Origin of the sequence: Shewanella sp. (assembly GCF_013214165.1) — a bacterium.
Taxonomy (GTDB): Bacteria; Pseudomonadota; Gammaproteobacteria; order Enterobacterales; family Shewanellaceae; genus Shewanella.
On sequence record NZ_JABSSM010000018.1, the window covers coordinates 31044 to 54646 of the forward strand.

18 protein-coding genes are annotated in these 23603 nt (G+C 45.6%); 14 read left to right on the plus strand and 4 right to left on the minus strand.

What is annotated here, in order from left to right; translation table 11 throughout:
* Positions 1 to 82 precede the first annotated feature (82 nt).
* From nlpI to deoD, 9 genes are all read left to right on the plus strand, one after another.
* Entirely contained in the window at positions 83 to 982 is a 900-nt protein-coding gene (nlpI, locus tag HRU42_RS05870) for a lipoprotein NlpI (RefSeq protein WP_295029482.1), read from the plus strand.
* A gap of 160 nt (positions 983 to 1142) precedes the next feature.
* Positions 1143 to 2723, plus strand: a complete 1581-nt coding sequence (gene prfC / locus HRU42_RS05875) for a peptide chain release factor 3 (RefSeq protein WP_295029484.1) — start codon at positions 1143 to 1145, stop codon at positions 2721 to 2723.
* Between the two features lie 195 nt (positions 2724 to 2918).
* The gene (locus HRU42_RS05880) at positions 2919 to 3713 is read left to right on the plus strand and encodes a TatD family hydrolase (RefSeq protein WP_295029486.1); all 795 of its coding nucleotides are present in this window, start codon (positions 2919 to 2921) and stop codon (positions 3711 to 3713) included.
* Positions 3714 to 3874: 161 nt separating this feature from the next.
* A complete protein-coding gene (locus HRU42_RS05885) occupies positions 3875 to 5149 on the plus strand; it encodes a NupC/NupG family nucleoside CNT transporter (protein WP_295029487.1) in 1275 nt (424 codons plus the stop codon).
* Between the two features lie 383 nt (positions 5150 to 5532).
* The gene (locus tag HRU42_RS05890) at positions 5533 to 6360 is read left to right on the plus strand and encodes an outer membrane protein OmpK (RefSeq protein ID WP_295029489.1); all 828 of its coding nucleotides are present in this window, start codon (positions 5533 to 5535) and stop codon (positions 6358 to 6360) included.
* 490 nt (positions 6361 to 6850) lie between these two features.
* Positions 6851 to 7624, plus strand: coding sequence for a deoxyribose-phosphate aldolase (gene deoC, locus HRU42_RS05895; RefSeq protein WP_295029490.1), 774 nt, complete (start codon positions 6851 to 6853; stop codon positions 7622 to 7624).
* A 200-nt stretch (positions 7625 to 7824) separates the two neighbouring features.
* The gene (gene deoA / locus HRU42_RS05900) at positions 7825 to 9156 is read left to right on the plus strand and encodes a thymidine phosphorylase (protein ID WP_295029492.1); all 1332 of its coding nucleotides are present in this window, start codon (positions 7825 to 7827) and stop codon (positions 9154 to 9156) included.
* A 22-nt stretch (positions 9157 to 9178) separates the two neighbouring features.
* On the plus strand, positions 9179 to 10396 hold the full coding sequence (locus HRU42_RS05905; RefSeq protein WP_295029494.1) for a phosphopentomutase: 1218 nt from the start codon (positions 9179 to 9181) through the stop codon (positions 10394 to 10396).
* A gap of 138 nt (positions 10397 to 10534) precedes the next feature.
* On the plus strand, positions 10535 to 11245 hold the full coding sequence (gene deoD / locus HRU42_RS05910) for a purine-nucleoside phosphorylase (protein ID WP_295029496.1): 711 nt from the start codon (positions 10535 to 10537) through the stop codon (positions 11243 to 11245).
* A gap of 308 nt (positions 11246 to 11553) precedes the next feature.
* Here the strand turns inward: deoD and HRU42_RS05915 are convergent, their stop codons facing one another.
* A complete protein-coding gene (locus HRU42_RS05915) occupies positions 11554 to 12144 on the minus strand; it encodes an AhpA/YtjB family protein (RefSeq protein WP_295029498.1) in 591 nt (196 codons plus the stop codon).
* Between the two features lie 132 nt (positions 12145 to 12276).
* Here HRU42_RS05915 and serB point away from each other — a divergent pair, with 132 nt between their 5' ends.
* Together serB and HRU42_RS05925 are read left to right on the plus strand one after the other, a co-directional pair.
* Positions 12277 to 13257, plus strand: coding sequence for a phosphoserine phosphatase SerB (serB, locus tag HRU42_RS05920; RefSeq protein ID WP_295029500.1), 981 nt, complete (start codon positions 12277 to 12279; stop codon positions 13255 to 13257).
* Between the two features lie 232 nt (positions 13258 to 13489).
* Entirely contained in the window at positions 13490 to 14419 is a 930-nt protein-coding gene (locus tag HRU42_RS05925) for an alpha/beta fold hydrolase (RefSeq protein WP_295029501.1), read from the plus strand.
* A gap of 4 nt (positions 14420 to 14423) precedes the next feature.
* Here the strand turns inward: HRU42_RS05925 and HRU42_RS05930 are convergent, their stop codons facing one another.
* The gene (locus tag HRU42_RS05930; protein ID WP_295029502.1) at positions 14424 to 16838 is read right to left on the minus strand and encodes a PilZ domain-containing protein; all 2415 of its coding nucleotides are present in this window, start codon (positions 16836 to 16838) and stop codon (positions 14424 to 14426) included.
* Positions 16839 to 17162: 324 nt separating this feature from the next.
* On the opposite strand from HRU42_RS05930, the gene radA reads away from it, so the two are divergent.
* Positions 17163 to 18536: a DNA repair protein RadA gene (radA, locus tag HRU42_RS05935; RefSeq protein ID WP_295029504.1), complete on the plus strand. Its 1374-nt coding sequence runs from the start codon at positions 17163 to 17165 to the stop codon at positions 18534 to 18536.
* A gap of 776 nt (positions 18537 to 19312) precedes the next feature.
* Here the strand turns inward: radA and HRU42_RS05940 are convergent.
* On the minus strand, positions 19313 to 19897 hold the full coding sequence (locus HRU42_RS05940) for a hypothetical protein (protein WP_295029505.1): 585 nt from the start codon (positions 19895 to 19897) through the stop codon (positions 19313 to 19315).
* Positions 19898 to 20394: 497 nt separating this feature from the next.
* On the opposite strand from HRU42_RS05940, the gene HRU42_RS05945 reads away from it, so the two are divergent.
* Positions 20395 to 22206, plus strand: coding sequence for a discoidin domain-containing protein (locus tag HRU42_RS05945; protein WP_295029506.1), 1812 nt, complete (start codon positions 20395 to 20397; stop codon positions 22204 to 22206).
* Positions 22207 to 22671: 465 nt separating this feature from the next.
* The gene (locus HRU42_RS05950; protein ID WP_295029508.1) at positions 22672 to 23028 is read left to right on the plus strand and encodes a hypothetical protein; all 357 of its coding nucleotides are present in this window, start codon (positions 22672 to 22674) and stop codon (positions 23026 to 23028) included.
* 47 nt (positions 23029 to 23075) lie between these two features.
* Here HRU42_RS05950 and HRU42_RS05955 read toward each other — a convergent pair whose 3' ends face one another.
* The gene (locus tag HRU42_RS05955; protein WP_295029510.1) at positions 23076 to 23450 is read right to left on the minus strand and encodes a PilZ domain-containing protein; all 375 of its coding nucleotides are present in this window, start codon (positions 23448 to 23450) and stop codon (positions 23076 to 23078) included.
* Between the last annotated feature and the right edge of the window lie 153 nt (positions 23451 to 23603).

Here is a 23603-nt window from a genome sequence, read left to right on the forward strand (position 1 = left end):
AGAAAAAATTAAATCCCTGATAGCAGTAGCGATAGGGGATTGCTATGATTAGCCTCATAGTTGAACTCAAAGGGTTAAATGGATGAATCAAAAAGTGCGGACCACCGCAATTGCTGTTTTGGCTGGTATGAGTATTTTCCTGACCGGATGTGTGTCGACTCAATCTGGTGGCAGCGAGCAAGGTAAGGTGATGGTTGAGCCCGTCATGCCCGATTACAAGCTAGAGATCACGCTTGCCAAGTTAAATGAAATTTTATCCTCAGTCGATTTAACTCAAGAGCAAAGGGCACGATTCCATTATGACCGCGGTGTCATCTATGACAGCGTAGGTTTGCGGATCTTGAGCCGCATCGATTTTCATCAAGCATTGAAACTTCAGCCTAATCTTGCCGATGCCTATAACTTTATCGGCATCTATCATACTCAGGAAGGTCAGTTCGAGAGTGCATATGAAGCCTTCGATGCTGTGCTGGAGCTGTCACCGGAATATGATTACGCATTCTTAAACCGTGGTATCGCCCTCTATTATGGTGGGCGTTATGAGTTAGCGATTGCCGATATGCAATCATTCTATTCATTGGACCCTAAGGATGGCTACCGCGCCTTATGGTTGTACCTGACACAAAGTGCTCAGGATACTGAGCAAGCCAAGGCTAACCTAGCAATGAGTCAGCCAGATCTTGCGCCAAATGCCTGGTCGAGTGTATTGGTGGATTATTATCTTGGTAAAAACTCCAGGGAAGAGGTGTTTGCAGCGGCTAAAGTGGGGCTTTCTCACCCCAATGAATATGCGGAACGTTTATGTGAAGCTTACTTCTATATTGCTAAGATAGCCCAAGAGCAAGGTCAGTATAGCGATGCGGCAAATTATTTCAGGCTGGCACTGGCGACCAACATCTATGACTTTGTCGAGCATAGATATGCGCGGATCGAGTTAGCTAGGTTAAATAGCATCATGCATCAAGAGCAGCTGAGCCAATAATTTAGCTCAGAGGTTATTGAAAGCCTAATGCCATCTCGTTGAGATGGCATTTTTTATGCCTATATTAAAATATAGGCTCAGCTATGAGTCACCTAGCTAATTTGTTCGCTTGGCGCTATAATTGCCGCCTTTTTAGCACATCACCAATCTGCAGGTTACCATGTCAGCCAATACAGTTGAGGTCGGCAAACGTCGCACTTTCGCCATTATCTCTCACCCGGATGCGGGTAAAACCACCATTACCGAAAAAGTACTCTTGTTCGGTAATGCCTTACAGAAGGCCGGAACCGTAAAAGGTAAGAAGTCGGGTCAGCATGCCAAGTCTGACTGGATGGAGATGGAGAAAGAGCGTGGGATCTCGATCACCACATCTGTCATGCAGTTTCCCTATAAAGAAGTGTTAATCAATCTCCTCGATACTCCGGGTCACGAAGACTTCTCGGAAGATACTTATCGTACCCTGACTGCCGTCGATTCTTGTCTGATGGTTATCGATTCGGCAAAAGGTGTAGAGCAAAGAACGATTAAGCTAATGGAAGTCACGCGCCTGCGTGATACGCCTATCGTCACATTTATGAACAAATGTGACCGTGATATTCGCGATCCATTAGAGCTGATGGACGAGGTCGAAGAGGTACTGAAAATTGCCTGTGCACCCATTACCTGGCCGATAGGCTCAGGTAAAGAGTTTAAAGGTGTTTATCATCTGCTGCGTGATGAGGTGATCCTATACCAGAGTGGTCAGGGACATACCATTCAGGATTCTAAGATCATCAAGGGGCTGGATAACCCTGATCTTGATGAAGCTATCGGTGCCTATGCCGACGAAGTGCGCGAAGAGTTAGAGTTGGTTCTGGGCGCAGCGACTGAATTTGATCTGGAGTTGTTCCTCAAGGGAGAGCTGACGCCGGTATTCTTCGGTACTGCATTGGGTAACTTCGGTGTCGATCATATTCTCGACGGCATGGTCGAATGGGCTCCTACACCTCAGCCTCGTGAAACCGAGGCGAGAGATGTACTGCCACAAGAGGAGAAATTCTCTGGCTTCGTGTTTAAGATCCAAGCAAACATGGATCCCAGACACAGAGACAGAGTCGCATTTATGCGGATCTGTTCTGGTAAGTATGAGCAGGGCATGAAGATGCACCATGTGCGTCTAGGTAAAGATGTCAATGTCAGTGATGCGTTGACCTTTATGGCAGGTGACCGTAATCGTGCCATAGTGGCGTATCCTGGTGATATTATTGGCCTGCATAACCACGGCACCATGCGTATCGGCGATACCTTTACCCAAGGTGAGAAGCTGCGTTTCACCGGCATTCCTAACTTTGCGCCTGAGATGTTCCGTCGAATCCGTCTAAAAGACCCGTTGAAACAGAAGCAGCTACTTAAAGGCCTGGTTCAGCTTGCCGAAGAGGGAGCCGTGCAGGTATTCAGACCCATAGATTCGAACGATCTTATCGTTGGCGCTGTCGGTGTACTTCAGTTTGAAGTGGTTGTTGGTCGCTTGAAGAGTGAATATAAGGTCGAAGCCATCTATGAAGCCATCAATGTCTCAACTGCCCGTTGGGTGTATTGTGACGATGAGAGAAAACTAGACGACTTTAGACGTAAGTGCAGTGTTAACTTAGCCCTGGATGGCGGTAATAACCTGACCTATATCGCCCCGACTATGGTTAATCTTAATCTGTCTATGGAGCGTTATCCTGATATTCAGTTCGCCAAGACGCGTGAGAATTAATCTAGACTAGTGTTCGACGCCTTGTTCTCATTAAGCCCCAGTCGAAAGATTGGGGCTTTTTTATTGAATCGTTTATTATCTTATATGTATAGATTTTGTTATGGCAAGGTCTCTGGGGCGTTTTCTTAAGCCACAAAAGATAACAGCCGATCTTGGTATGATTAAATTAAATTAAATTCATTGAATGAGCGGATAATGACGCCGATGCGAATACTCGATAGCCATGCACATCTGGACGATGCCTTGTTCGATAGCGACCGTGATGAACTCTTCGAGTCTATGGCGCTGGCAGGCATAGCAACGGCTATCATCCCTGGAGTCAGCCCCGAGCGCTGGGACAAGCAAATGGATGTCGCAAAGCGGTACTCATGTCCTTTTGGGTTAGGCATACACCCTTGGTTTTGCGAAGACGATCCGCAACAGGCCTTGGAGCATTTAACCACTAAACTCAATAGTTATCAGCAAGACCCATACTTGGTTGCCATCGGAGAGTGTGGTCTGGATAAGCTACGTAAGGACAATTGGGACGGACAAGTCATTGCACTGAAGGCGCAACTCTCTATGGCCCGGCAGCTAAACTTGCCGGTGATCTTGCATGTGGTGAAGGCCCATAGTGAGATGCTGGCCATCTTGAAACGCTACTCTCTGCCCAGAGGCGGAGTGGTCCATGGCTTCTATGGTAGCTTAGACATCGCTAGCGAGTACATTAAGCTAGGTTTTAAGCTGGGGATCGGTGGCTTGATTTTAAACCCGAGTGCCAGAAAACTGCAAACCTGCGTCGCTCAACTTCCCCTCGATAGCGTGTTAATCGAGACAGATTCTCCTGCTATGGCACCTCGAAATGCAGCTGGGTCACGCAACACACCCCTTATTTTGCAGTCAATCATCGCAGAAATAGCAAATTTACAGAAAAAAACCAGTGTTCTGATTTCAGAACAAACGTTTCAAAATGCGGTGCAACTCTTTGACCTTAAATTAATTTTAATTTAAACAGATGTGAATCGCATCGTAGTTTGTGATTAAAGTACTGAAATTAAACTTCAAAAACATGATCGAAACAACGCTTTTGAGTTTTTGCTCGGGTATAATCGTCCGCGAAAAAGGTTGGTTAACACCATAATTAAAAAGTATTAACAATAGGGTGATGGTTAATGGATATTTTAATGAGTCTAGTAGGGGTGGTCACCTTACTATTGATTGGTTTTTTACTCTCTAATGGTAAAAAGTCAATCAATTACCGTACCGTAATTGGTGCGTTAGCAATTCAAGCCGCTTTCGGTGGCTTCGTTCTTTACGTGCCAATTGGTCAAGAAGTACTAGGTGGCGTTTCAATGGGCGTAGCCAATGTCATTGGTTACTCTCAAGCGGGTATCGACTTCCTCTTCGGTGGTCTAGGTACTGACGCCATGTTCGCAAACGGTGTTGGCTTCGTCTTCGCTGTTCGCGTTTTACCTGTGATTATCTTCTTCTCTTCTTTAATCGCAGTGCTTTACTACCTAGGCATCATGCAACTTGTCATCAAGTTCATTGGTGGTGCATTGCAAAAAGCACTAGGTACAAGTCGTACTGAGTCTATGGCTGCGACGGCAAACATCTTCGTCGGCCAAACTGAGGCTCCCCTAGTTGTGCGTCCGTTTATCGCGACCATGACTAACTCAGAGCTTTTCGCCATCATGGTGGGTGGTCTGGCTTCTATCGCTGGTGCGGTACTTGCTGGTTATGCTGGCATGGGCGTTAAGATTGAGTATTTGGTTGCTGCGTCATTTATGGCAGCGCCTGGTGGTCTTATGATGGCCAAGCTTATGCACCCAGAGACCGAAGAAACTATCAACAAGATGGGCGACTTACCAGAAGACGCCGACAAGCCAGCTAACGTCATCGACGCTGCTGCTGCCGGCGCTGCATCTGGTATGCATTTAGCACTTAACGTGGGTGCTATGCTACTTGCCTTCGTGGGTCTTATCGCCATGCTTAACGGCATGATCGGTGGACTAGGTGGATTAGTTGGTATCGAGAACTTAACTCTGGAACTTATCCTAGGTTACATCTTCATGCCTCTAGCATTCCTAATCGGTGTACCTTGGAACGAAGCTTTGGTTGCTGGTTCATTCATCGGTCAGAAGATCATCGTCAACGAATTCGTCGCTTACCTGAACTTCGCCCCTTACCTTAAAGATATTGCCGAAGGCGGTATGGTTGTTGCTGAAACCGGTCTTGCTATGACTGATAGAACTAAAGCTATCATCTCATTCGCACTATGTGGATTCGCTAACCTATCTTCAATCGCAATTCTACTTGGTGGTCTAGGTGCCATGGCGCCAAGCCGTCGTCATGACTTAGCTAAGCTAGGTGTACGTGCCGTTATCGCAGCATCGCTTGCGAACCTAATGAGTGCGACACTAGCGGGTCTATTCTTAGCAATGTAATCCATAGGCAGCTTATAGTGAGCTGCCTTGTTTTATGTCTAAGGGTAATCCTGTGGGGCAACCCACAATTGGGCGCTGTTCATGGGGGCAGGGTCCAAGTTAGCTCAACCATTTTTCGCAGTAATACCAGACTACATCTCCTTCTCGCTGATTTTTAGGGGAGAGCTGTACTCGATTAAACACAATTTAAAATCAGATTTTTCACCATAGCTGTTATTAAATAGCATGAAGAATCAGAAGTTTGTTCATTTGTTAGGATTTTGTGTTCGCATTTTTACATTAATTATATTGTGCTTTACGATAAATTGGGTAGAATGCGGCGCCATAAGAAAAGAACGCTGACTCGAAAAGAGCGGCATACCATAAAATAAATGGGGTTGATGATGAAAAACGTTAAAACTATAGCACTCGCTACAGCACTTGCAGCAACAGCAGCGATATCTGCACCAACGTTCGCGGCAGACCGCGGCGATGATATCCACGCGGGTGATTACAACTGGATGCAGATGAACTACATGTATGCCGTTGATGAACTTCCAGGTGGAAGCAGCCATGACTATCTTGAATTAGAATTCGGTGGCCGTTCAGGTGTTGTCGATTTGTATGGTTATTTAGATATTTTTAACCCAAGTGAACGTCCAGATAGCGATAAGTCTGGTTCTCCAAAAATGTTCCTTAAGTTTGCACCGCGTTTCTCTATCGATGCAATGACAGGTTGGGATCTATCCACTGGTCCAATTCAAGAAGTTTACATCTCGACTCTATTTAACTGGGGCGGCGGAGACAAAGACCTTTACGGTGAAGATGCTGGTGATGTAAACAATGCTTCAATCGGTATAGGTGCTGATGTTATGGTTCCTTGGTTGGGCAAAGTAAGCATGAACCTATATAAGTATTATGAAATTCAAGCTAAAGCTTGGAATGGTTACCAGTTCTCGATGAACTGGTTCAAGCCTTTCTACAACTTCGATAACGGTAGCTTCATCTCTTATCAAGGTTACCTAGACTATCAGTTTGCAAGTGACAATGACTATTCTACTACTCAAGCGTCTTCTGGCGGGGTAATGTTCAATGGTATCTATTGGCATTCTGACCAGTTTGCAGTTGGTTATGGCTTAAAGGCATTCAGTGATGTTTACCTAATCAAAGACTCTGATGGCTTCCAGTCTACAGGTTTCGCACATTACTTCTCAGCAACTTACAAGTTCTAAGAGCTAATCTTGACGATGAGTCATAGATTTTTTATTAGCAATAAGTAAGCATCTAGAGCCGTGCGATGCACGGCTCTATATTTAACCTTTACTTAAGCATGAGCTATATTTTGTTAGTCTGTTTAATTAAAGCTTAATCTATACAATATAAAGATAAATGAACGTTTTACGCGCTAAAATGGATTTTTCGCGGCAAGGCAGGAACCTAGCAATGTTAGTTGTAATGATGCTGTTCCCCTTCCCGGTCTTCAAGGATTCAAGTCGTGACCTAGTGTCAGGATTGTTATTAGCGGCTATATATCAGAAATCGCTAGCAACGCTGAATACCTGAATTACCAGATGTCACCTATGGTGGTGTCTTAGGCATTGCCCGAAGGCCCGGCCATAACGAATAGTCAAAACGCCCCCTATCGGCACTGTCATAATTAGATTTCTATTTCAATTTACTATTTGAACTTTTACACATTGAAATTTGTTTCGGAGAACTATTATGAGCGATTTAAAGCAAGCTGCACAAAAAGCCATTCAATTAATGGACCTAACTACCCTTAATGACGACGATACCGATCAGAAAGTGATCGAGCTTTGTCATAAGGCGCAGACTGCGGCAGGTAACACCGCCGCTATCTGTATCTATCCTCGTTTTATCCCGATTGCCCGTAAGACACTGAACGAAATGGGCGCTGACAGCGTACGTATCGCGACTGTGACTAACTTTCCACACGGCAACGATGATATTGCTATTGCAGTATTAGAGACTCGTGCAGCCGTTGCTTACGGTGCTGACGAAGTCGATGTCGTCTTCCCCTACCGCGCCCTGATGGATGGCAATGAAACGGTCGGTTTCGAGCTAGTCAAAGCCTGTAAAGAAGCTTGTGGTGATGAAGTTCTGCTTAAAGTCATCATAGAATCAGGTGTGCTGCAAGATCCGGCACTTATCCGTAAAGCCTCTGAGCTTTGTATCGATGCAGGTGCCGATTTTATCAAGACTTCAACCGGTAAAGTCGCGGTCAATGCCACGCTAGAAGCGGCTGAGATCATGATGACAGTGATCAGCGAGAAGAACACTAAAGTAGGTTTCAAGCCTGCAGGTGGCGTGCGTGATGCCGCCGCAGCTAAAGAATTTTTAGGCGTAGCGGCTCGTCTCTTAGGTGATGATTGGGCGACTCCAAGCACTTTCCGTTTCGGTGCATCTAGTCTGCTAGTTAACCTATTGCACACGTTAGATCTCGGTGAAGCTGCTAAAGGTAAGCAGGGCTACTAGTTCATCAAGGCTAAGTCACAATAGCCTTATTCTTTTAATGTGAACAATAAGGCTAATCTTTTTAGCAAGTGTGATCTAAATCTAAATGAAGACACTGAAACTGGGCTAGTATCGAATGTAGCAAAGTTACAGTTTTAGTGTTTTATAAAAGAGTTTGTGGCTTAAAACTGAATTTCAGTTACAGACTTGGAGGCAGTACCATGTTTCTAGCACAAGAGATAATTCGTAAAAAGCGCAACGCAGAAGCCTTGTCAAAAGCAGAGATCCAGTTCTTCGTTAAAGGCATCACCGACAATACCGTTTCAGAAGGTCAAATTGCGGCCTTTGGTATGGCAGTCTACTTCAACGACATGAACATGGATGAGCGCATCGCGCTGACCACATGCATGCGTGATTCAGGCACAGTACTCGACTGGCAGAGTCTGGATCTAAACGGTCCTATCATAGATAAGCACAGCACGGGTGGCGTCGGTGACGTGATCAGCTTGATGCTTGGCCCAATGGCTGCCGCTTGTGGTGGTTATGTGCCTATGATATCGGGTCGTGGTCTAGGCCATACCGGTGGCACCTTAGATAAGTTTGATGCTATCCCAGGTTATCAAACTGAGCCAGACAGTGCCCTGTTTAGAAAAGTGGTTAAAGAGGCGGGCGTGGCCATCATTGGTCAAACCGGCGATCTGGTTCCTGCCGATAAACGTTTCTATTCTATCCGTGACAATACCGCCACAGTCGAGTCTATCTCCCTCATTACTGCTTCAATTCTTTCTAAGAAACTGGCAGCGGGTCTCGATGCTCTGGCGATGGACGTCAAAGTCGGCAGCGGCGCATTTATGCCAACCTATGAAGCCTCTGAAGAGCTGGCTCGTAGCATTACCGCCGTAGCAAACGGTGCCGGGACAAAGACCACAGCACTACTTACCGATATGAACCAGGTCTTGGCTTCTTGTGCCGGTAATGCCGTCGAAGTGAAAGAGGCGGTGGATTTCCTTACCGGTAAATACCGCAACCCACGTCTATACGAAGTCACCATGGGTCTATGTGCCGAAATGCTGCAACTCGGTGGCATAGCCGCGAATGAAGCCGATGCGAGACAAAAGCTAAATAGAGTGCTCGATAATGGTAAGGCTGCCGAAATTTTTGGCCGCATGATATCTGGACTCGGTGGTCCGACAGATTTTATCGAAAATCCAGGTCTGTATCTGCCTGAGTCTAAAATTGTGCGCCCGGTTTATGCCGAGCAAACAGGTTTCGCCTCAGCCATGGATACCCGAGAGCTAGGTCTAGCAGTGGTCACCTTAGGGGGTGGACGCCGCAAACCTGGTGATGCACTGGACTACAGTGTGGGCCTGACTCAGGTTTGCGCCTTAGGTGATGAGATCACCAAGGACAAACCGATTGCCATGATCCACGCTCAGTCACAGAGTGCTTTCGAAGAAGCCTCTGCGGCAGTGAGAAATGCTATTCAGGTTACCGATGCTCGTCCCGAGAAGACACCTGAAATTTATCGTTATATACGCGCCGAAGATCTGTAAATAGGCTGCGTAAGAGGTTTTTATGAAAAGAACAATCATCATGATGATGGACTCATTCGGTGTAGGCGCTGCAAGTGATGCAGAATCTTTCGGCGATGTCGGGTCCGATACTTTCGGTAGCATAGCCAAAGCGTGCGCCGAAGGTAAAGCCGATATCGGCCGTCAAGGACCACTCAAACTGCCTAATCTGTGTCGTCTTGGTCTAGCCATGGCGGGTAAAGAGAGTACGGGTGAATTTGCCGCGGGTTTTAGTGACAATGTCGAAGTTATCGGTGCCTATGGGCATGCCGACGAGCTGAGCACAGGTAAAGACACGCCTAGTGGTCATTGGGAAATGGCAGGTGTGCCAGTCTTATACGAGTGGGGATACTTCTCCGAACTGACTCATTCTTTTCCGAAAGAGCTGACCGATAAGATTCTGGCCCGTGCTGGACTCGACAGCTACATGGGTAACTGTCATGCGTCGGGTACGGCGATATTAGAAGAGCTGGGCGAAGAGCATATGCGCACCGGCCAGCCTATCTTCTATACTTCGGCTGATTCAGTTTTTCAGATCGCCTGTCATGAAGAGTCATTCGGCCTAGAGAACCTTTATACTCTATGCCAAATAGCGCGAGAAGAGCTTGAGCCATATAATATTGGTCGTGTGATTGCACGTGCCTTCGTCGGTACTTGTGCCAGCGATTTTGAGCGCACCGGTAATCGTCGTGATTACGCGGTAGAGCCACCAGCGAAGACGGTTCTCGACAAACTTGCTGCCGATGGCGGCGAAGTGGTCAGTGTCGGCAAAATTGCCGACATCTACGCCCATTGTGGCATCACCAAGAAGGTGAAGGCGACTGGCCTCGAAGCCTTGTTTGATGCAACGCTTGAGCAAGTTAAACAAGCGGGCGACAGAACCATAGTGTTCACTAACTTCGTCGATTTCGACTCTCATTATGGTCATCGCCGCGATATCGCGGGTTATGCCAAGGCGCTGGAATATTTCGATTCCCGTATGCCTGAGATGCTCGAACTGCTCAACGAAGATGATTTGCTGATATTAACAGCCGATCACGGCTGTGATCCAAGCTGGAAAGGCACAGATCATACTCGTGAACGTGTGCCTGTATTGGCATTGGGCGCAGGACTCGAAGCTGGGTCTCTGGGACGTCGTAAGACTTTCGCCGACATTGGTCAATCTATCGCTACTTATTTTAAGCTAGAACCGATGGAATATGGCGAGTCTTTCGTCAAGTAATACATTTAGTTCTGAGCTGATATCGATTAGTTTAGCACTGCTTTTAAGTTTGGCGGTTTAGATGATGGCCGCCATAAATAAGACTTAATACTAATTTTAGTACTAGTTTAAGTTACAAATATATAAGGGGTTATATAGATGGCTACACCACATATTAATGCTGTTGATGGTGCATTCGCGGATACTGTGCTTTTTCCAGGCGATCCACTTCGTGCTAAATACATAGCTGAGACGTTCCTGGAGAACGTTGAGCAAGTGACTGACGTGCGTAACATGTTTGGTTTTACCGGTACTTATAAAGGCGTTCGTATCTCAGTGATGGGTTCAGGCATGGGCATTCCTTCTGCCTCTATCTACGCAACAGAACTTATCAGAGACTATGGGGTTAAGAACCTGATCCGTGTGGGGACTTGTGGCGCTGTGAGCACAGACGTTAAAGTACGTGACGTATTGATCGGCATGGGTGCGTGTACCGATTCTCAAGCTAACCGTCTGCGTTTCAGGGGCCAGGATTTCGCCGCTATCGCCGATTACGGTCTGCTAAGCGCTGTTGTTAAGGCCGCCGACGCTAAAGGTATCAAGTACCGCGTGGGTAACTTGTTCTCGGCAGACCTTTTCTACACGCCAGATCCAGAGATGTTCGACGTGATGGAAAAGATGGGCGTTCTAGGTGTCGAGATGGAAGCTGCCGGTCTATACGGCGTAGCGAAAGAGTTTGGTGCTAAGGCTTTATGTGTCGTGACGGTATCAGATCATATCCGTACCGGTGAGAAGACGTCTGCCGATGAGCGTCAGTCTACTTTCAACGAAATGATCGAAATGACACTAGAAGCGGCAATTACTCTGTAATTTCACTTTTAGTTGTTGATAATCCCCTCCATCGCTATCCGTGCGATCGGGGATAAGTACATTCATGTACAAAAGGGCTCATTAGAGCCCTTTTTTTGTGTCTATGTAGGAGGGGCTTTAGCCCCGAGAATCTAGGTTCTAGGTTCTAGGTTCTAGGTTCTAGGTTCGAGATTCTAGGTTGTTAGCTCCATCCTCTCCCGGCTAAAGCCGGTCCTACAACGAATATAAGCGGCCTAGTCTCAATAATGGGAGGGGCTTTAGCCCCCAAGAACCTAGGAACTAGGTTCTTTATCCTTCTTTATCCTTCTTTATCCTTCTTTATCCTTCTTTAACTTCTTCGGCTTCTTTCTTAATTTCGCACGAGTCTTACGTCTATCGAAATCGGCACGTTTAAATGACAGTGATCGGGACAATAGCATACCTATCAGACCCGCTATGATGAGCATCATCTGCTGCTGTTCCATATGGATCTGATGGGCTTCTTTAATCTCATTGAAGAAGAGTCTGGGCTCTAGCCTCACCTCGATAAAGCCTAAGTTATTACCATCTTGGACCACAGCTTCGACATAGGGGGGGTATCGTTGCAGTAGCAGACTTAATTCCTCCGAGCCTGGTTCCAGCTCCTCATCGGTAACACTCTGGGCAAATGAAAGCCTCTGTCCGTCTTCACTGAAGATACTGGCTGACATCACCTTAGGGTCTAAAACCAGTGTGCTGGCTAACCATTGTAGTTGTTCATCATTTTGCAGTTGCAACGCAGGAGCAGCGCCATAAGCCGTCTGTTGAACCAGTAATCTGGCCATCTTTTGCGTTTGGGACTTTAGAAGCTGCTGCCCTTGTAGTAGGCTAGTTTGCCACAACTGGATAAGACCCACGGCTAAGGTGATAGCAATTACCATCTGTATTAGCCTGCTAATTCTATGGCTCTTTTTCAGACCTTTAAGAAAAAACACTATATACCTGTATTTTTGAAGGGTGTAGCTAATCATAATTGATTATTGCCTTGCCCGGTAGTTGGAGAAGCATTACAAATGAAAAGTCTGAATCATACCTTGCTGTTTTCTTGGTTATCGAATGGAGAAAATAACCGTTTTCAATATCTGAGTCAGACTCTGGCCAAGCATAGCGAGGTCCATGCGCCGGTTTGTGAGATGAGAATTCGTTGTGTATTTGACAATAAATCAGCTGAAGCAGCACTCGCAGCGGCCATCGGCCAGCTACAGCAAGATTTGAGTTTAGCGATTATCGAGCGCAACACAGGGCTCAATTGCATCGAAATCTGCGCCACTGAGTCACTAAACTCGGCACAGATGCAACTGATATCCTCTATCCAAGGGGTTGAAACCTTTCCTATTTCAGATAAGCAGGCCAAGTTAAATCAGCCAGGGCTTTTAGTGATGGATATGGATTCGACGGCGATTGAGATTGAGTGTATCGATGAGCTGGCCGTGATGGCCGGAGTCGGTGCCGCGGTTGCGGCTGTGACTGAGCGTGCGATGCAAGGTGAGTTGGATTTCGAAGAGAGCCTGCGTGCTCGTGTGGCCCAGCTCGAAGGTGCCGATGAGCGGATCATTCAAGACTTGTGTGATCGGCTGCCCTTGATGCCAGGGTTAGTCGAGTCAGTCGAAGAGTTACAGTCTTATGGCTGGAAACTCGTGCTGGCCTCAGGTGGTTTCACTCCTTTCGTTGGTCACTTGAAACAGCTTCTGGGCTTAGATGCCGCCTATGCAAACGAGTTGGTTATAGAACAAGGTAAACTCGCCGGAACCATTAGCGGCCAGGTTGTCGATGCGCAATTTAAGGCTGACACTGTGCTCCGCTGCGCCGAGTTGTGGCAAATCCCTGTGGGCCAAAGACTCGCCATCGGTGATGGTGCCAATGATATAGCCATGATCGAGACTGCCGATTATGGCATCGCTTACCATGGAAAACCTAAACTCGAGCAGGCGGCCGATGTCAGCATCAGCAAGCTTAATCTCAAGGCTCTGCCCTATTTGTTGCTGCTGAGTTAGTGGGTACACTTGTCAGGTGATGTCAGATGTTATTGGGTTGGAAGGGGCCTCTCTTCCAATCAAGTGTATTTAACATTTCGTTTAAAACTGTCTTCTATCACCTCTGGCCACTTAGGTTTTCCTTCGCCGCTTGTTTGACTCGAGTCTGATTACGTCATTACGCTTGTTTTTTATCTGTTGACTCAGTAGTTTACTAGCTAAATTCATCCCTATTTAAAATAAGATATACGCTGTGGCTATTGAACAAGACTCGATATTTATTCCCTATCTGGATGGAAAACTGCATCTTAGACAGATAAAGCCTGTGAATGCAGACATGAGCAAACCGCCAATATTCATGCTCCATGGTGCCATGTCTAACGGTCGGGTATTTTACAGTGACTCAGGTAAGGGCTTAGCCTGTTTTCTGGCCGAGTCTGGCTTTGTGGTCTACGTGCTCGACACATATGGTCGTGGTCTGAGTACGCCTAAATTACGCCGGGGAGCTAAACTCGGTCAAGGTCAGGTCATTCGAGATCAGTTACCCTTAATACATCACTATATCGTTTCCCTGCATCGGAATAATCCAGCCATTCACTGGTGTGGCCATTCCTGGGGCGGGGTGCTGATGGCCAGTGCCATCTCTAGGTTCCCGCTGTTCCAAGAGAGCATAGCCTCTCTGGTCACCTTCGGTACTAAGCGTAGCATCAAGATTAAGTCCCTTAAAAAATGGCTGATGGTCGATATCGGCTGGAACAAGATTGCGCCGTTAATCGCCTGGTCTCATGGCTATCTGCCTGCCGATCGTTGGCGCATGGGCATGGATAACGAGAGTCGCTCCTCTCTGGCCCAGAGTATCGATTGGGTACGCGGTGATTGGATCGATAGTGATGATGGTTTCGATTATGGCAAAGCTGCCGTCAACACGGCTAACCAAGGCAAGTGGCCGAAAGCCTGGTTTATCGCCGGCCTAGGAGACGAGGTGTTGGGACACCCAGAAGATGTGCTAAGAATGATTCAGGAATGTCAGTTCGCGGACGTTCGCTATACCTTGTTGTCCAAGGCTGAAGGTTACTGTCATGATTATGGTCATGCCGATATGTTGACTCACAAAGATGCAAGGAGTGATCACTTCGAACAGGTTAAGATGTGGTATGAACAGGCTGAAGGGACGAGCTCATAGCACCTTAACCAGCATCTGCCGTGATGCCAGATCCTGTCACATACAGCTGCGGATATCTCAGTAATACTTCTTCTGTGATGTCCAGCAGTTCGCCGACGCCGATGATACGCCACATTAACTCTTCTAGCTTCCTCGCTTTGTGAGGAGCGTGAATGCCGATATATTCCATCTCACGTCGAATATAGTTGAGATCGGGCTTTCCTGCCGCGCCTCGGTAGATCCTGAGGGCCATAAATCGACCTACATTATTGCTCTGATAGATGAAGTGCTGTCTGGCATCGAGATCGCCTATCTCATTAGGTGAAATGCACTTTACTCTAACTTTTCCTTGAGATTGTCTGGAGATCTGCAGGTAGGTCTCAAAGTACTCTAGACCATCCTGGGGTTTAAGCGCCCGGATCGGGTCGATAAAATCTCTCTTAAAATGACCGTCTTTCAGCAATGATTCTAGGTTATATTCCAATGATTGGCTCGCCGAGGCGGCAAAGATATCTGTGATAACATTCTTATGAGTGCCGACCCCAATCATAGATAGTTTGGCCGATTTCTGGGTTTTTTCTATAAAATAGGGGACAGAGTCTAGGTGACGCATCAATAAGTTCTTTAATCCATCGGCGAGCTCTTTCTTCTCGCTGTTGGCCTCGATGATCTTGTCTAATTTATCTTTGTTATGAATGATGAGCTTATTGATAAACTCGACACCGACATGGGGAGTATGTCCCATTACTGCTGCTAGGTGAACAATGCCGCCTTTTTTACGGCTCTTGATCAGTCGATAGGGAAGATGACTAAGTTGAACTTTAGTCGATAGCTGCTGTAGCTTTGGAAATCCAAGCTGTATCGGGAGCGTTTTATCAAATTGAGTGGCATCATCTAAGGTTAACTGTAATCCCTTGCTCGATATATCATGGGTCGAGCCTGTGATTGATAGCTTACCTTGGCTTAACTTCACCTGAGTCTTGAAGGAGTAGCGTGCCTCATTTCGCCGTTCACTGAACTGCAGCGAAAGCAGTGTTACCGGATTACTCTTGACTTTCTTTTGTCCGAAAATCTTTAATTCATTGGCCTTGCTGTTACATATGCTGCCCCAAGACAGGTAACCTTGCTGGGACTCAGCTGTCGTGAGGTCCATAAGCTGTAGTACATGGGTAAATCGTTTCAGCTGGGCTTCTGTTAGGGCGCTGTAATTAGTGTCGTCTCCGGGGAGCATGGAGGCCTTGTAGGATTTTGCGTGATCGATCTTATTATGCGCCAGCTTAAACACTCTCCAAGAAGGCTTACTGGCACCGAAACTAAAGAAGAGTGCCAGTAAATCTTTTTGTTTAAGCTCGGCTAATGTCGCCGAATAGAAGTAGATCCCCCCTTGAGTATGAAAGGTAAAGCAGAAAAATAGTTGATGATCTTTATTTTCAGGCTCATCAAGTAGGGCTTTCAAGCGACTAGGGGAGAGCATTGCCGATAGTTGGCTGACATCTTGTTCGTCTTGAAAATAATACTCTAGTTGTTGGTTATCGCGACTGAGCAATTTATGGGTAATTTGATATTTAGCCTCGATGGATTCAAGATACAGAGGCAAATGAGGTAGGTGAGGCAGATAGTGACGCTCGAAGCCTAAGCCGGTAGCGGCCACGAGTACATCGTTGATATCGACCTTATATCTGAATTTATAGCCCCTGATCAGGTTAGACAGCATTTTCGATAGGGCATCGGATCCACCAACACGTTTGAGCCGCATCCAGCAATATTCATTGCTGGTTTGTGTATCGACTATTTCGTAGTCGACCCCTTGTTGTAGATCTTCATAATAATATTCCTCACCGAGTTCGAGTAGCTTAAGTCTGATGGGTTTACCGAGCTCGAAATGATGCTTCAGTGGGAGTCGAATTCTGGCGCCACCGACAGACAAGTCCAAGGAGATCCCCTGGACCTCTGCGCGATTAGGCTGAAGTACAGAGATCCGTATGCTGTAGTTCATCCTCTCTTCACTACGATTGAAATAACTGCCTAAGACAACCCCTTGGGCCATATAAGGAGTGGCCGGACGCTCATCTTGGGCTTTCCCCCCGTCTCTCAGTTTTAGTTTTCTGAGTTTGTGGGCTTCGATGACATTCTCATAAACCCCTAAGGTGTACTGATTTCGATAGAGCGCCACCGATTCGAGAAAACTCTCTTGGGCTGGGTCATCTAAAAAGTGTTGCTGCTTGCCATGGATAAGCGCTTTACAGGGCAATTCAGATCTGTGTCTTAGATCTATGATGCGAGTGCACAGCGACGAGATGCGATTGAGCTCCATCTTGAGTAAGAAGCGAGTAGAATTGGACTCGTCTGTGGTCAGACTCTCGAATAGCTCTTGGAAATCGGGTTCCATTAGCAGGGGCTTGAGCTGTTCAATTAGGGCACTATGTTGGTCTAAACTCATTTACTCGCTTCTTCTAAGAGGGCTATGTAACCGTATCTGCTAGTCTTGAGGCTGAAAACGAAGGCGGTTATAGTATCATGTCGGCAACTAGCCATATTACTTGACACTTAATAAGGCTAGTTAGCATATTTAAATCGTTATGATTACGGCTTAGCACTGATTATCTGTGTTACCCGTATATTGGCATATCCGCTTAGGCCTAAAATGGGATGTGTTCATTACTTTTATCTTAAGTCATTATTGGCTTTCGTTGTACGTTATTCTTTGAACTTACGGGTTAATTGTTAGGTTAACTCTATTTTTTAACTTATGTAATAAAGAGCTATGGCTAAAAATAAAACAGCATTTGTATGTAATGAGTGCGGGCATGATTTTCCTCGTTGGCAGGGGCAGTGTAGCGCCTGTGCCGAGTGGAATACCATCACTGAGGTACGCTTGGGGTCAATAAAATCGGCGGGTTCTTCCGTGTCTGGCTATGCGGGTTCTGTGGGTGGTGGCTCTAAGAAGCTCAACGAGATTAGAGAAGTCGAAGCCGAGAAGATGCTCACCGGCATAGGTGAGCTTGACCGGGTGTTGTGCGGTGGTTTAACCACAGGCTCAGTGAATATCATCTCTGGCGATCCCGGTGCGGGCAAGACGACCCTGTTATCAGACCTAGTATCTCGCATGTCCCAGCTGATGCCATCGCTATACTGTACCGCAGAAGAGTCCTTGTCACAGTTTAAGAATCGGGTGAATCGCCTCAAGTTAAGCTATCATGAAGACAATTTGTACCTGATGGCGGAAACGAGCGTCGAAGCCATCATAGCCGAGCTCGATGCCAAGCAGATCAAATTTGCCGTCATCGACTCGATTCAAGCGGTCGTCACAGATCTAGCCAATGGCAGTCCCGGCTCTCCTTCTCAAGTTAAGAGCAGCGCTCAGGCGCTGACTCAATACTGTAAGCAAAATAACGTCACCATGTTTCTCGTGGCCCACGTGAATAAAAATAATGAAACTGCCGGCCCGCAGACACTGATCCATATCGTCGACTGTCTCACTCACCTCGAGTGCAACGATGGTCAAATTCGTACCCTAAGAGCCAATAAGAACCGCTTCGGTGATGTCGATACTGTCGGTATCTTCAAGATGACAGAGCGGGGCATGCTCAGTGTCGATAACCCCAGTGAAATTTTCCTCTCGGGTTCGACGACTGAATCTCCAGGGGCGGCGATCACCTGTATTCGCAAGGGCAACCGTAACTTGTTGCTCGAGATCCAGTGTTTAACCACCGAAACCGAAGGTGAATTTCCACAGCGAGTCTGCGTCGGCCTCAATATGAACCGTATTAAAATGCTGACGGGGATATTGCGTAAGCATACCCGCACTAAGATTTTTCATGATACCTACTTCAACTTAGTCGGTGGTTTGAAGATCGACGAGTCAGAAACCTGTATCGACTTGGCTTTAGTCACCGCATTACTCAGTAGCTTGAATGATTTTGTGGTGCCCAGGACCACCTGCATCATGGGAGAGCTGAGCTTAAATGGCGATGTGCGTCCCATAGATAGCGGTGTGCCACGGGTGAAAGAAGCGGTGCAGCATGGCTTTACCGAGATCTATATTCCGCATCGCAACTATCACAAGTCGATGGAAGGGTTAGGGGCTAAGATTTATCCGGTGAAGACTATTCATGACTTCCTTGAGTTAATAAATTAACTCTACTCATTTTGTTTGTGGCTTCATGTGAGTTCATTTTGGTGGATAGGTATTGGCTTGTGTGATGATAACTTTGAGCTTCATTGTTACTTGTAGCCTGCGGCTCGCTTATATGCAGATACTTCTGCGAGACGCCGCAGGTACAGTCCCTGTAGGCTCTGCCAAAAAGTCCCTTTTTGGAAGCTCGCAGCCGCTCTACACTGGATGATTTTCTCTCTTCGATTGGGCCAACAGGCTATAATTCGGGTGTTTATGAGGGAGCTGATTTGGTATTTGGTTAGTTTACTGGATACCATAACTTTCTTGTTATCTAACGTCTGTCCGGCGAGGGATGTGCACTCTTACTTTTACAAGAGTCTGTGACATGCTGGCTCTTGATTTAATAAAAATCATCCATGGGAACTCTGCGGTTTCAAACAACCTCCATGTTTAAGAGCCAGTTCGATATCCTTATCTCTCGCTCGGATAGTTTCACGCTGTGAAACCTCGCCCTGCTGTCGAAGGTCACAGCCGTATTAAACCGAGCCATATATGGACGCTCTCCCCCCATCAAGACAATACCTCGCTAACTAAGGTATTTTTACCTTAGTTAGCCTTTGATTTTTAACTAATCAAATTGCTACTTTTTGTGACTCATAACCGGACAAGCTAATTGTCGCGAACTGGCCAAGTTAATTGTCGCCTAATACGAAATTCGGTGTTTTCGTTGTTTAGTCATGAAAAAGGCCGCAATTAGCGGCCTGATTTTGGAGTGACTTTGAATTGATCTTAAAAAATTAAGGCAGAACTCTAGGGTTAGGTTCAATAAAGACTCCAACACTTGTCGCGTATGGATCATAATGCCACTGAACATCCATGGGGCCTGCTAAAGCCTTTAGGTAAAACTCATCGTCACCATAATACGCCGTCAGACATTCTTCATCGTATACCAATTCACCTAACAGATAACAGTTTGGGTATCTTGGTGCAATGCCATAGCCGTAACCGTCGTGGTATATAGGTGCGTTACTGCCAAAGCTGCTTTCTGCCCCTAGTTTGAACTTTATCGCATCAAATTCAATGGTATAATTTACATCGTGGATTAGGCTATTGTTTGAATAGTCTTCATCGGCAATTTGTGCACTGACTTCACAGGCTATCTCGTGTTTGCCATCACTTTCACCCTCTAACAAATCGACGATATTGAATCTAATGATTCTTTCTAAAGAATCACCTGTAAATAACGAATTATTATCGATAGCGCACTCTACTAACATAGATTTATTTATCTCATCCTCTTGAGATGGGTAAATAAAATCTAACTCGGTAGCAGAAACAGTTTGATAAGCGAGTAAACTGACTAATAGAATAGGGTATTTCATTATTGTTAAATTCCATTTAACTAAAGTTTGACCCTTATTATATTCATCCATTGATGGTTAAACTATCGAAAAACGAACTGTATTTTGTCACTGAAAGTCGTTTTGTGACATTGATACGTTTATTTATACTATCTTATTTGTTCTTTTTTTGATTCGTTAGAGGTTTATCAATTACTCTTGTTTAGCGCTAAATTTATCGATGTGATAATGAGACGCTATAGCGAGTTTTAGAGTGATTTAAGAGCCATTCATGTCGGATGGTGAAACTGTCATGTTTGTTTTATTTTGTATCCAAGCCCGAAGGTAGAGTTTACTAAATACTCTAATCTGGTATTTTATCTGATGTCAGTTATTTACATTAGTTTAATATTGGCTTGGCTTGGTAGCTTGTGTTAGGGGCTGAAGATTATAAGGGGCTGACTCTATTTTCTATACCAAGGTGTGTCGGGTATTTGTGTGAATTTCATTATAAAAATATAAAAACAAGGGAAAACATGATGCGTAAACTACTTATTAAGTCGTGTGTTGCAACGTCAATTATTGGTTCATTGTTATCTGTTCAGGCTATTTCAGCTGAAAGTAACAATATTGCCTTGGCTGATTTCGCCTTCGCGAATACTAGCCTGATATATGGTGATAAAGGCTATGAGGAAGATCCACTTGGTATGGCAAGAGCCTTTGATGGCAATCCGTCAACTTCTTGGCATCCTGCCTTAACTCATGATTCTTGGTTAGGCCAGTTATTCCCAGAAGCAATGGAAGTTACCGGCTACGCCGTAAAGGGTTACATTGAGAACTTTAAAATTCAGGCGAGCCACGATGGTATTGCTTGGCAAACATTAGATTCTCAACTGCAACAGAGCCATATTAGTAGTGAGTTGACCTACTATGAAATTCCAAAGGGAAAGATTGGCGAGTATCAATATTATCGGCTCTATACCATAGGTGAAAACTATTCTGCCAACGTCCAAATGCTGGAGTTTTATGGTCAGCGTGGAGATGATGATACGGGCCAGCAAGAGGATGTGAGTTCTGCAGATTTTGCACTCTCAAGTTCTAATTCCTGGGTAATGACCGACACAGCGTTCGAATATTTACCTGATCTGCATCGTTTAGCATTTGATAATGTTAGTGGTGGCTATTATTTTTCGGATAATACCTATTGGCGCCCAGCCAGCCAGGATAATGAATGGATAGCACAGAACTTTACCCGTCCTCAGAGAATTTCTAACTACAGCATACAGGCGCAATCAAAATATATGGCGCCGGAGCATTGGTTGCTGCAGGCGAGTTTAGATGGTAATGACTGGGTGACGTTAGATGAAAGAAGCGGAGTGGATTTCGGTCCAGAAATGATGAAACAAAGCTTCGAGGTTTCAGCAAGCCATCAGGGTTCTTATCAATATTATCGTCTGTATTTTCCATCCAATGTTAAGCCAATCGGAATCAGTGAAATTGAATTGCTGACCGCATCTGCGACGACGTCACCCGTGCCAGAAGACGATGTGGTGATGCTGGTGACACGCGATTCGTTTGCTGATAAACCTTGGTACGATGAAGGCTCCCATGGCGGTTTTGTAATGGCTGTGGCTCAGGGGAAATATAATCACGAGCTTGATGTTGCCAATGAGGTGGTGTTTAAAACCTCTAATATCAATAGTGATCAACTAGACAGCTCACCGATAGACTTGTCAGAAGAGGCATTCAAAGCGGATGTGATAAACATAAGCTCGAGTACCTATAGTTATTCGGCTGGATTGAAAGGGCTAAAAAGCCTCAATGATTATTACCCTCAGCTGCCTTTAAAAATCACCTCTGCCGGTAACTCGAGCACAACCTGTACCGAGGAGGCTGCCCAGTTAGGACGGACTGTGGGGCTTAGCGCCAGTAGATTAGAGGAGTATTTTGCCGGCGTCGAGCAATCACAATGGGAACATCTCTACAAGGCATGTGATATGACAGTCGTCGCCGCAATCGATAAAGCCCAGGCTAATAGTTGGATTGTGGTTGCCGGGTATTTCGGTGATCCCGAGCGTCCTCAAAAGCCATTCGGTATATTGAAAAATCACGGCGTTGTGGCGCCCTACACCATTAACGGCAAACAAGGAACAAGCTTCTCTAGCCCGTATGTCAGTGCACTTGCTGCCATGATAAAGACACGCGCACCCGCACTGTCCGCCAGTGAACTGGCTAATATCATCTTTGTTACAGCAGATGATCTAGGTGAACCTGGTGTAGATGAAATCTGGGGCCATGGCTTGGTTAATCCCACCCGAGCAATGCAATATATGGATGAGCTAGGCTATTGATATGAGAGGCGTCTTGTTGCCTAAATAAATAGAATCTTTGGCCATAATGACGATGAGATCACCTAAGTGAAAGGGGGATCTTAGGTCATTATGGCCAAAGCACTCCGCTATAGGATGTAACCAAGGTAATACTGGAGCCAGAAATAATATGGCGACCCTGTGTCAGGGGTGTTCTCTGCCATGACTAACAAAGCGCTATCAATCCTAGGTGTACAGTTAACTATACTCAAAGAAGGCTCAAACAAGACGAAATTATAGGGTTTGGCTAAGGCGATCTGAAAGAATATTGATCTAGCTAACATATGGCGCGATAGTTTTATGCCATATTAAACACATCCTTAGGTGCCACTGTTTAACATCTGCTGGCTCATAGCTAATATTAATGCATGACGCTAAATCCATGGCACAAACTCGTTAAGCCGTGTAAGTACACACTAACCATTCTATATAATGAGATAACACCCAATGAATATATTTAATAAAGTATTATTTGCCTCAACTTTAAGCATAGCAGCAGTGACGGGTGTAGCGCAGGCAAGTGACCTAACATGCAAGGTAAAAGGTGGTGATGATATCACTATGATTAATATAAATATTCTGCGTTCGAATGAGCCGGTAGTTAAGATTGATGGTGGCTACAAGACACCGATACTGAGTAACATTTATCGAATCGATGGCGTTGATGGTCAAGACATTAGCGCAACGCCAACCTATCTTTCATACAATCAATATCCGTTAGCTGATCACAAGTTGCTTGCTACAATACAAGTTTATGGCGAAGAGGCTGTGACAGGCCTTTGTATCGTGACTGATGAAATCTAAGCCGCAGAGTTTATCGGGGACAAACCTTAACTTAATATGGCTCTAAGTCAGTTGTCCTGACTTTCGTGATCAACAATAAACAGCTCAAGTTCACGATTAAGCATGGATGAATCACCGGTATTGAGCTCGATCATGCGGCGAAGGTGACTGATGCTATCCACATCTATATACTCACACCTGAGGCCCAGACGGCCGAATTTTTGATGGATAAGGCGGGTCTCCATCTGCATCTCGATATCTGATCCCTGAAGAGTGAAACTGAGAATGATGGGCGTATTATCTACTGTAAAGGAGTCTGGTTCCCCAACAAGTGCACCATTGAGACTAATATCGAGAATCTTAGTCGTCCAGACCTTATCTGCCTGAGTCAGCTTTGCGCCAGTGGCATATAGAATCCTTGAAAATTTACGTTTCTCGTCCATAACGCTTCCTTATTAACCTTTAATCATAATAGCTTTAATTTAGCTTTAGCATGGCATTAGTATAAGCCTATGCCAACTTATAATGAGTGTAACTCCCCGGAATTTTTATTAGGCATAAAGAGCTTAAAAGAGCAGAGGCCAAAGAATATATTG

What these genes read in the sequence shown, in the direction of transcription:
- nlpI (WP_295029482.1), top strand. Translation starts at nt 83, where the DNA reads ATGAATCAAAAAGTGCGGACCACCGCAATTGCTGTTTTGGCTGGTATG.
- prfC (WP_295029484.1), top strand. Translation starts at nt 1,143, where the DNA reads ATGTCAGCCAATACAGTTGAGGTCGGCAAACGTCGCACTTTCGCCATT.
- HRU42_RS05880 (WP_295029486.1), top strand. Translation starts at nt 2,919, where the DNA reads ATGACGCCGATGCGAATACTCGATAGCCATGCACATCTGGACGATGCC.
- HRU42_RS05885 (WP_295029487.1), top strand. Translation starts at nt 3,875, where the DNA reads ATGGATATTTTAATGAGTCTAGTAGGGGTGGTCACCTTACTATTGATT.
- HRU42_RS05890 (WP_295029489.1), top strand. Translation starts at nt 5,533, where the DNA reads ATGAAAAACGTTAAAACTATAGCACTCGCTACAGCACTTGCAGCAACA.
- deoC (WP_295029490.1), top strand. Translation starts at nt 6,851, where the DNA reads ATGAGCGATTTAAAGCAAGCTGCACAAAAAGCCATTCAATTAATGGAC.
- deoA (WP_295029492.1), top strand. Translation starts at nt 7,825, where the DNA reads ATGTTTCTAGCACAAGAGATAATTCGTAAAAAGCGCAACGCAGAAGCC.
- HRU42_RS05905 (WP_295029494.1), top strand. Translation starts at nt 9,179, where the DNA reads ATGAAAAGAACAATCATCATGATGATGGACTCATTCGGTGTAGGCGCT.
- deoD (WP_295029496.1), top strand. Translation starts at nt 10,535, where the DNA reads ATGGCTACACCACATATTAATGCTGTTGATGGTGCATTCGCGGATACT.
- HRU42_RS05915 (WP_295029498.1), bottom strand. Translation starts at nt 12,144, where the DNA reads ATGGTAATTGCTATCACCTTAGCCGTGGGTCTTATCCAGTTGTGGCAA.
- serB (WP_295029500.1), top strand. Translation starts at nt 12,277, where the DNA reads ATGAAAAGTCTGAATCATACCTTGCTGTTTTCTTGGTTATCGAATGGA.
- HRU42_RS05930 (WP_295029502.1), bottom strand. Translation starts at nt 16,838, where the DNA reads ATGAGTTTAGACCAACATAGTGCCCTAATTGAACAGCTCAAGCCCCTG.
- radA (WP_295029504.1), top strand. Translation starts at nt 17,163, where the DNA reads ATGGCTAAAAATAAAACAGCATTTGTATGTAATGAGTGCGGGCATGAT.
- HRU42_RS05940 (WP_295029505.1), bottom strand. Translation starts at nt 19,897, where the DNA reads ATGAAATACCCTATTCTATTAGTCAGTTTACTCGCTTATCAAACTGTT.
- HRU42_RS05945 (WP_295029506.1), top strand. Translation starts at nt 20,395, where the DNA reads ATGCGTAAACTACTTATTAAGTCGTGTGTTGCAACGTCAATTATTGGT.
- HRU42_RS05950 (WP_295029508.1), top strand. Translation starts at nt 22,672, where the DNA reads ATGAATATATTTAATAAAGTATTATTTGCCTCAACTTTAAGCATAGCA.
- HRU42_RS05955 (WP_295029510.1), bottom strand. Translation starts at nt 23,450, where the DNA reads ATGGACGAGAAACGTAAATTTTCAAGGATTCTATATGCCACTGGCGCA.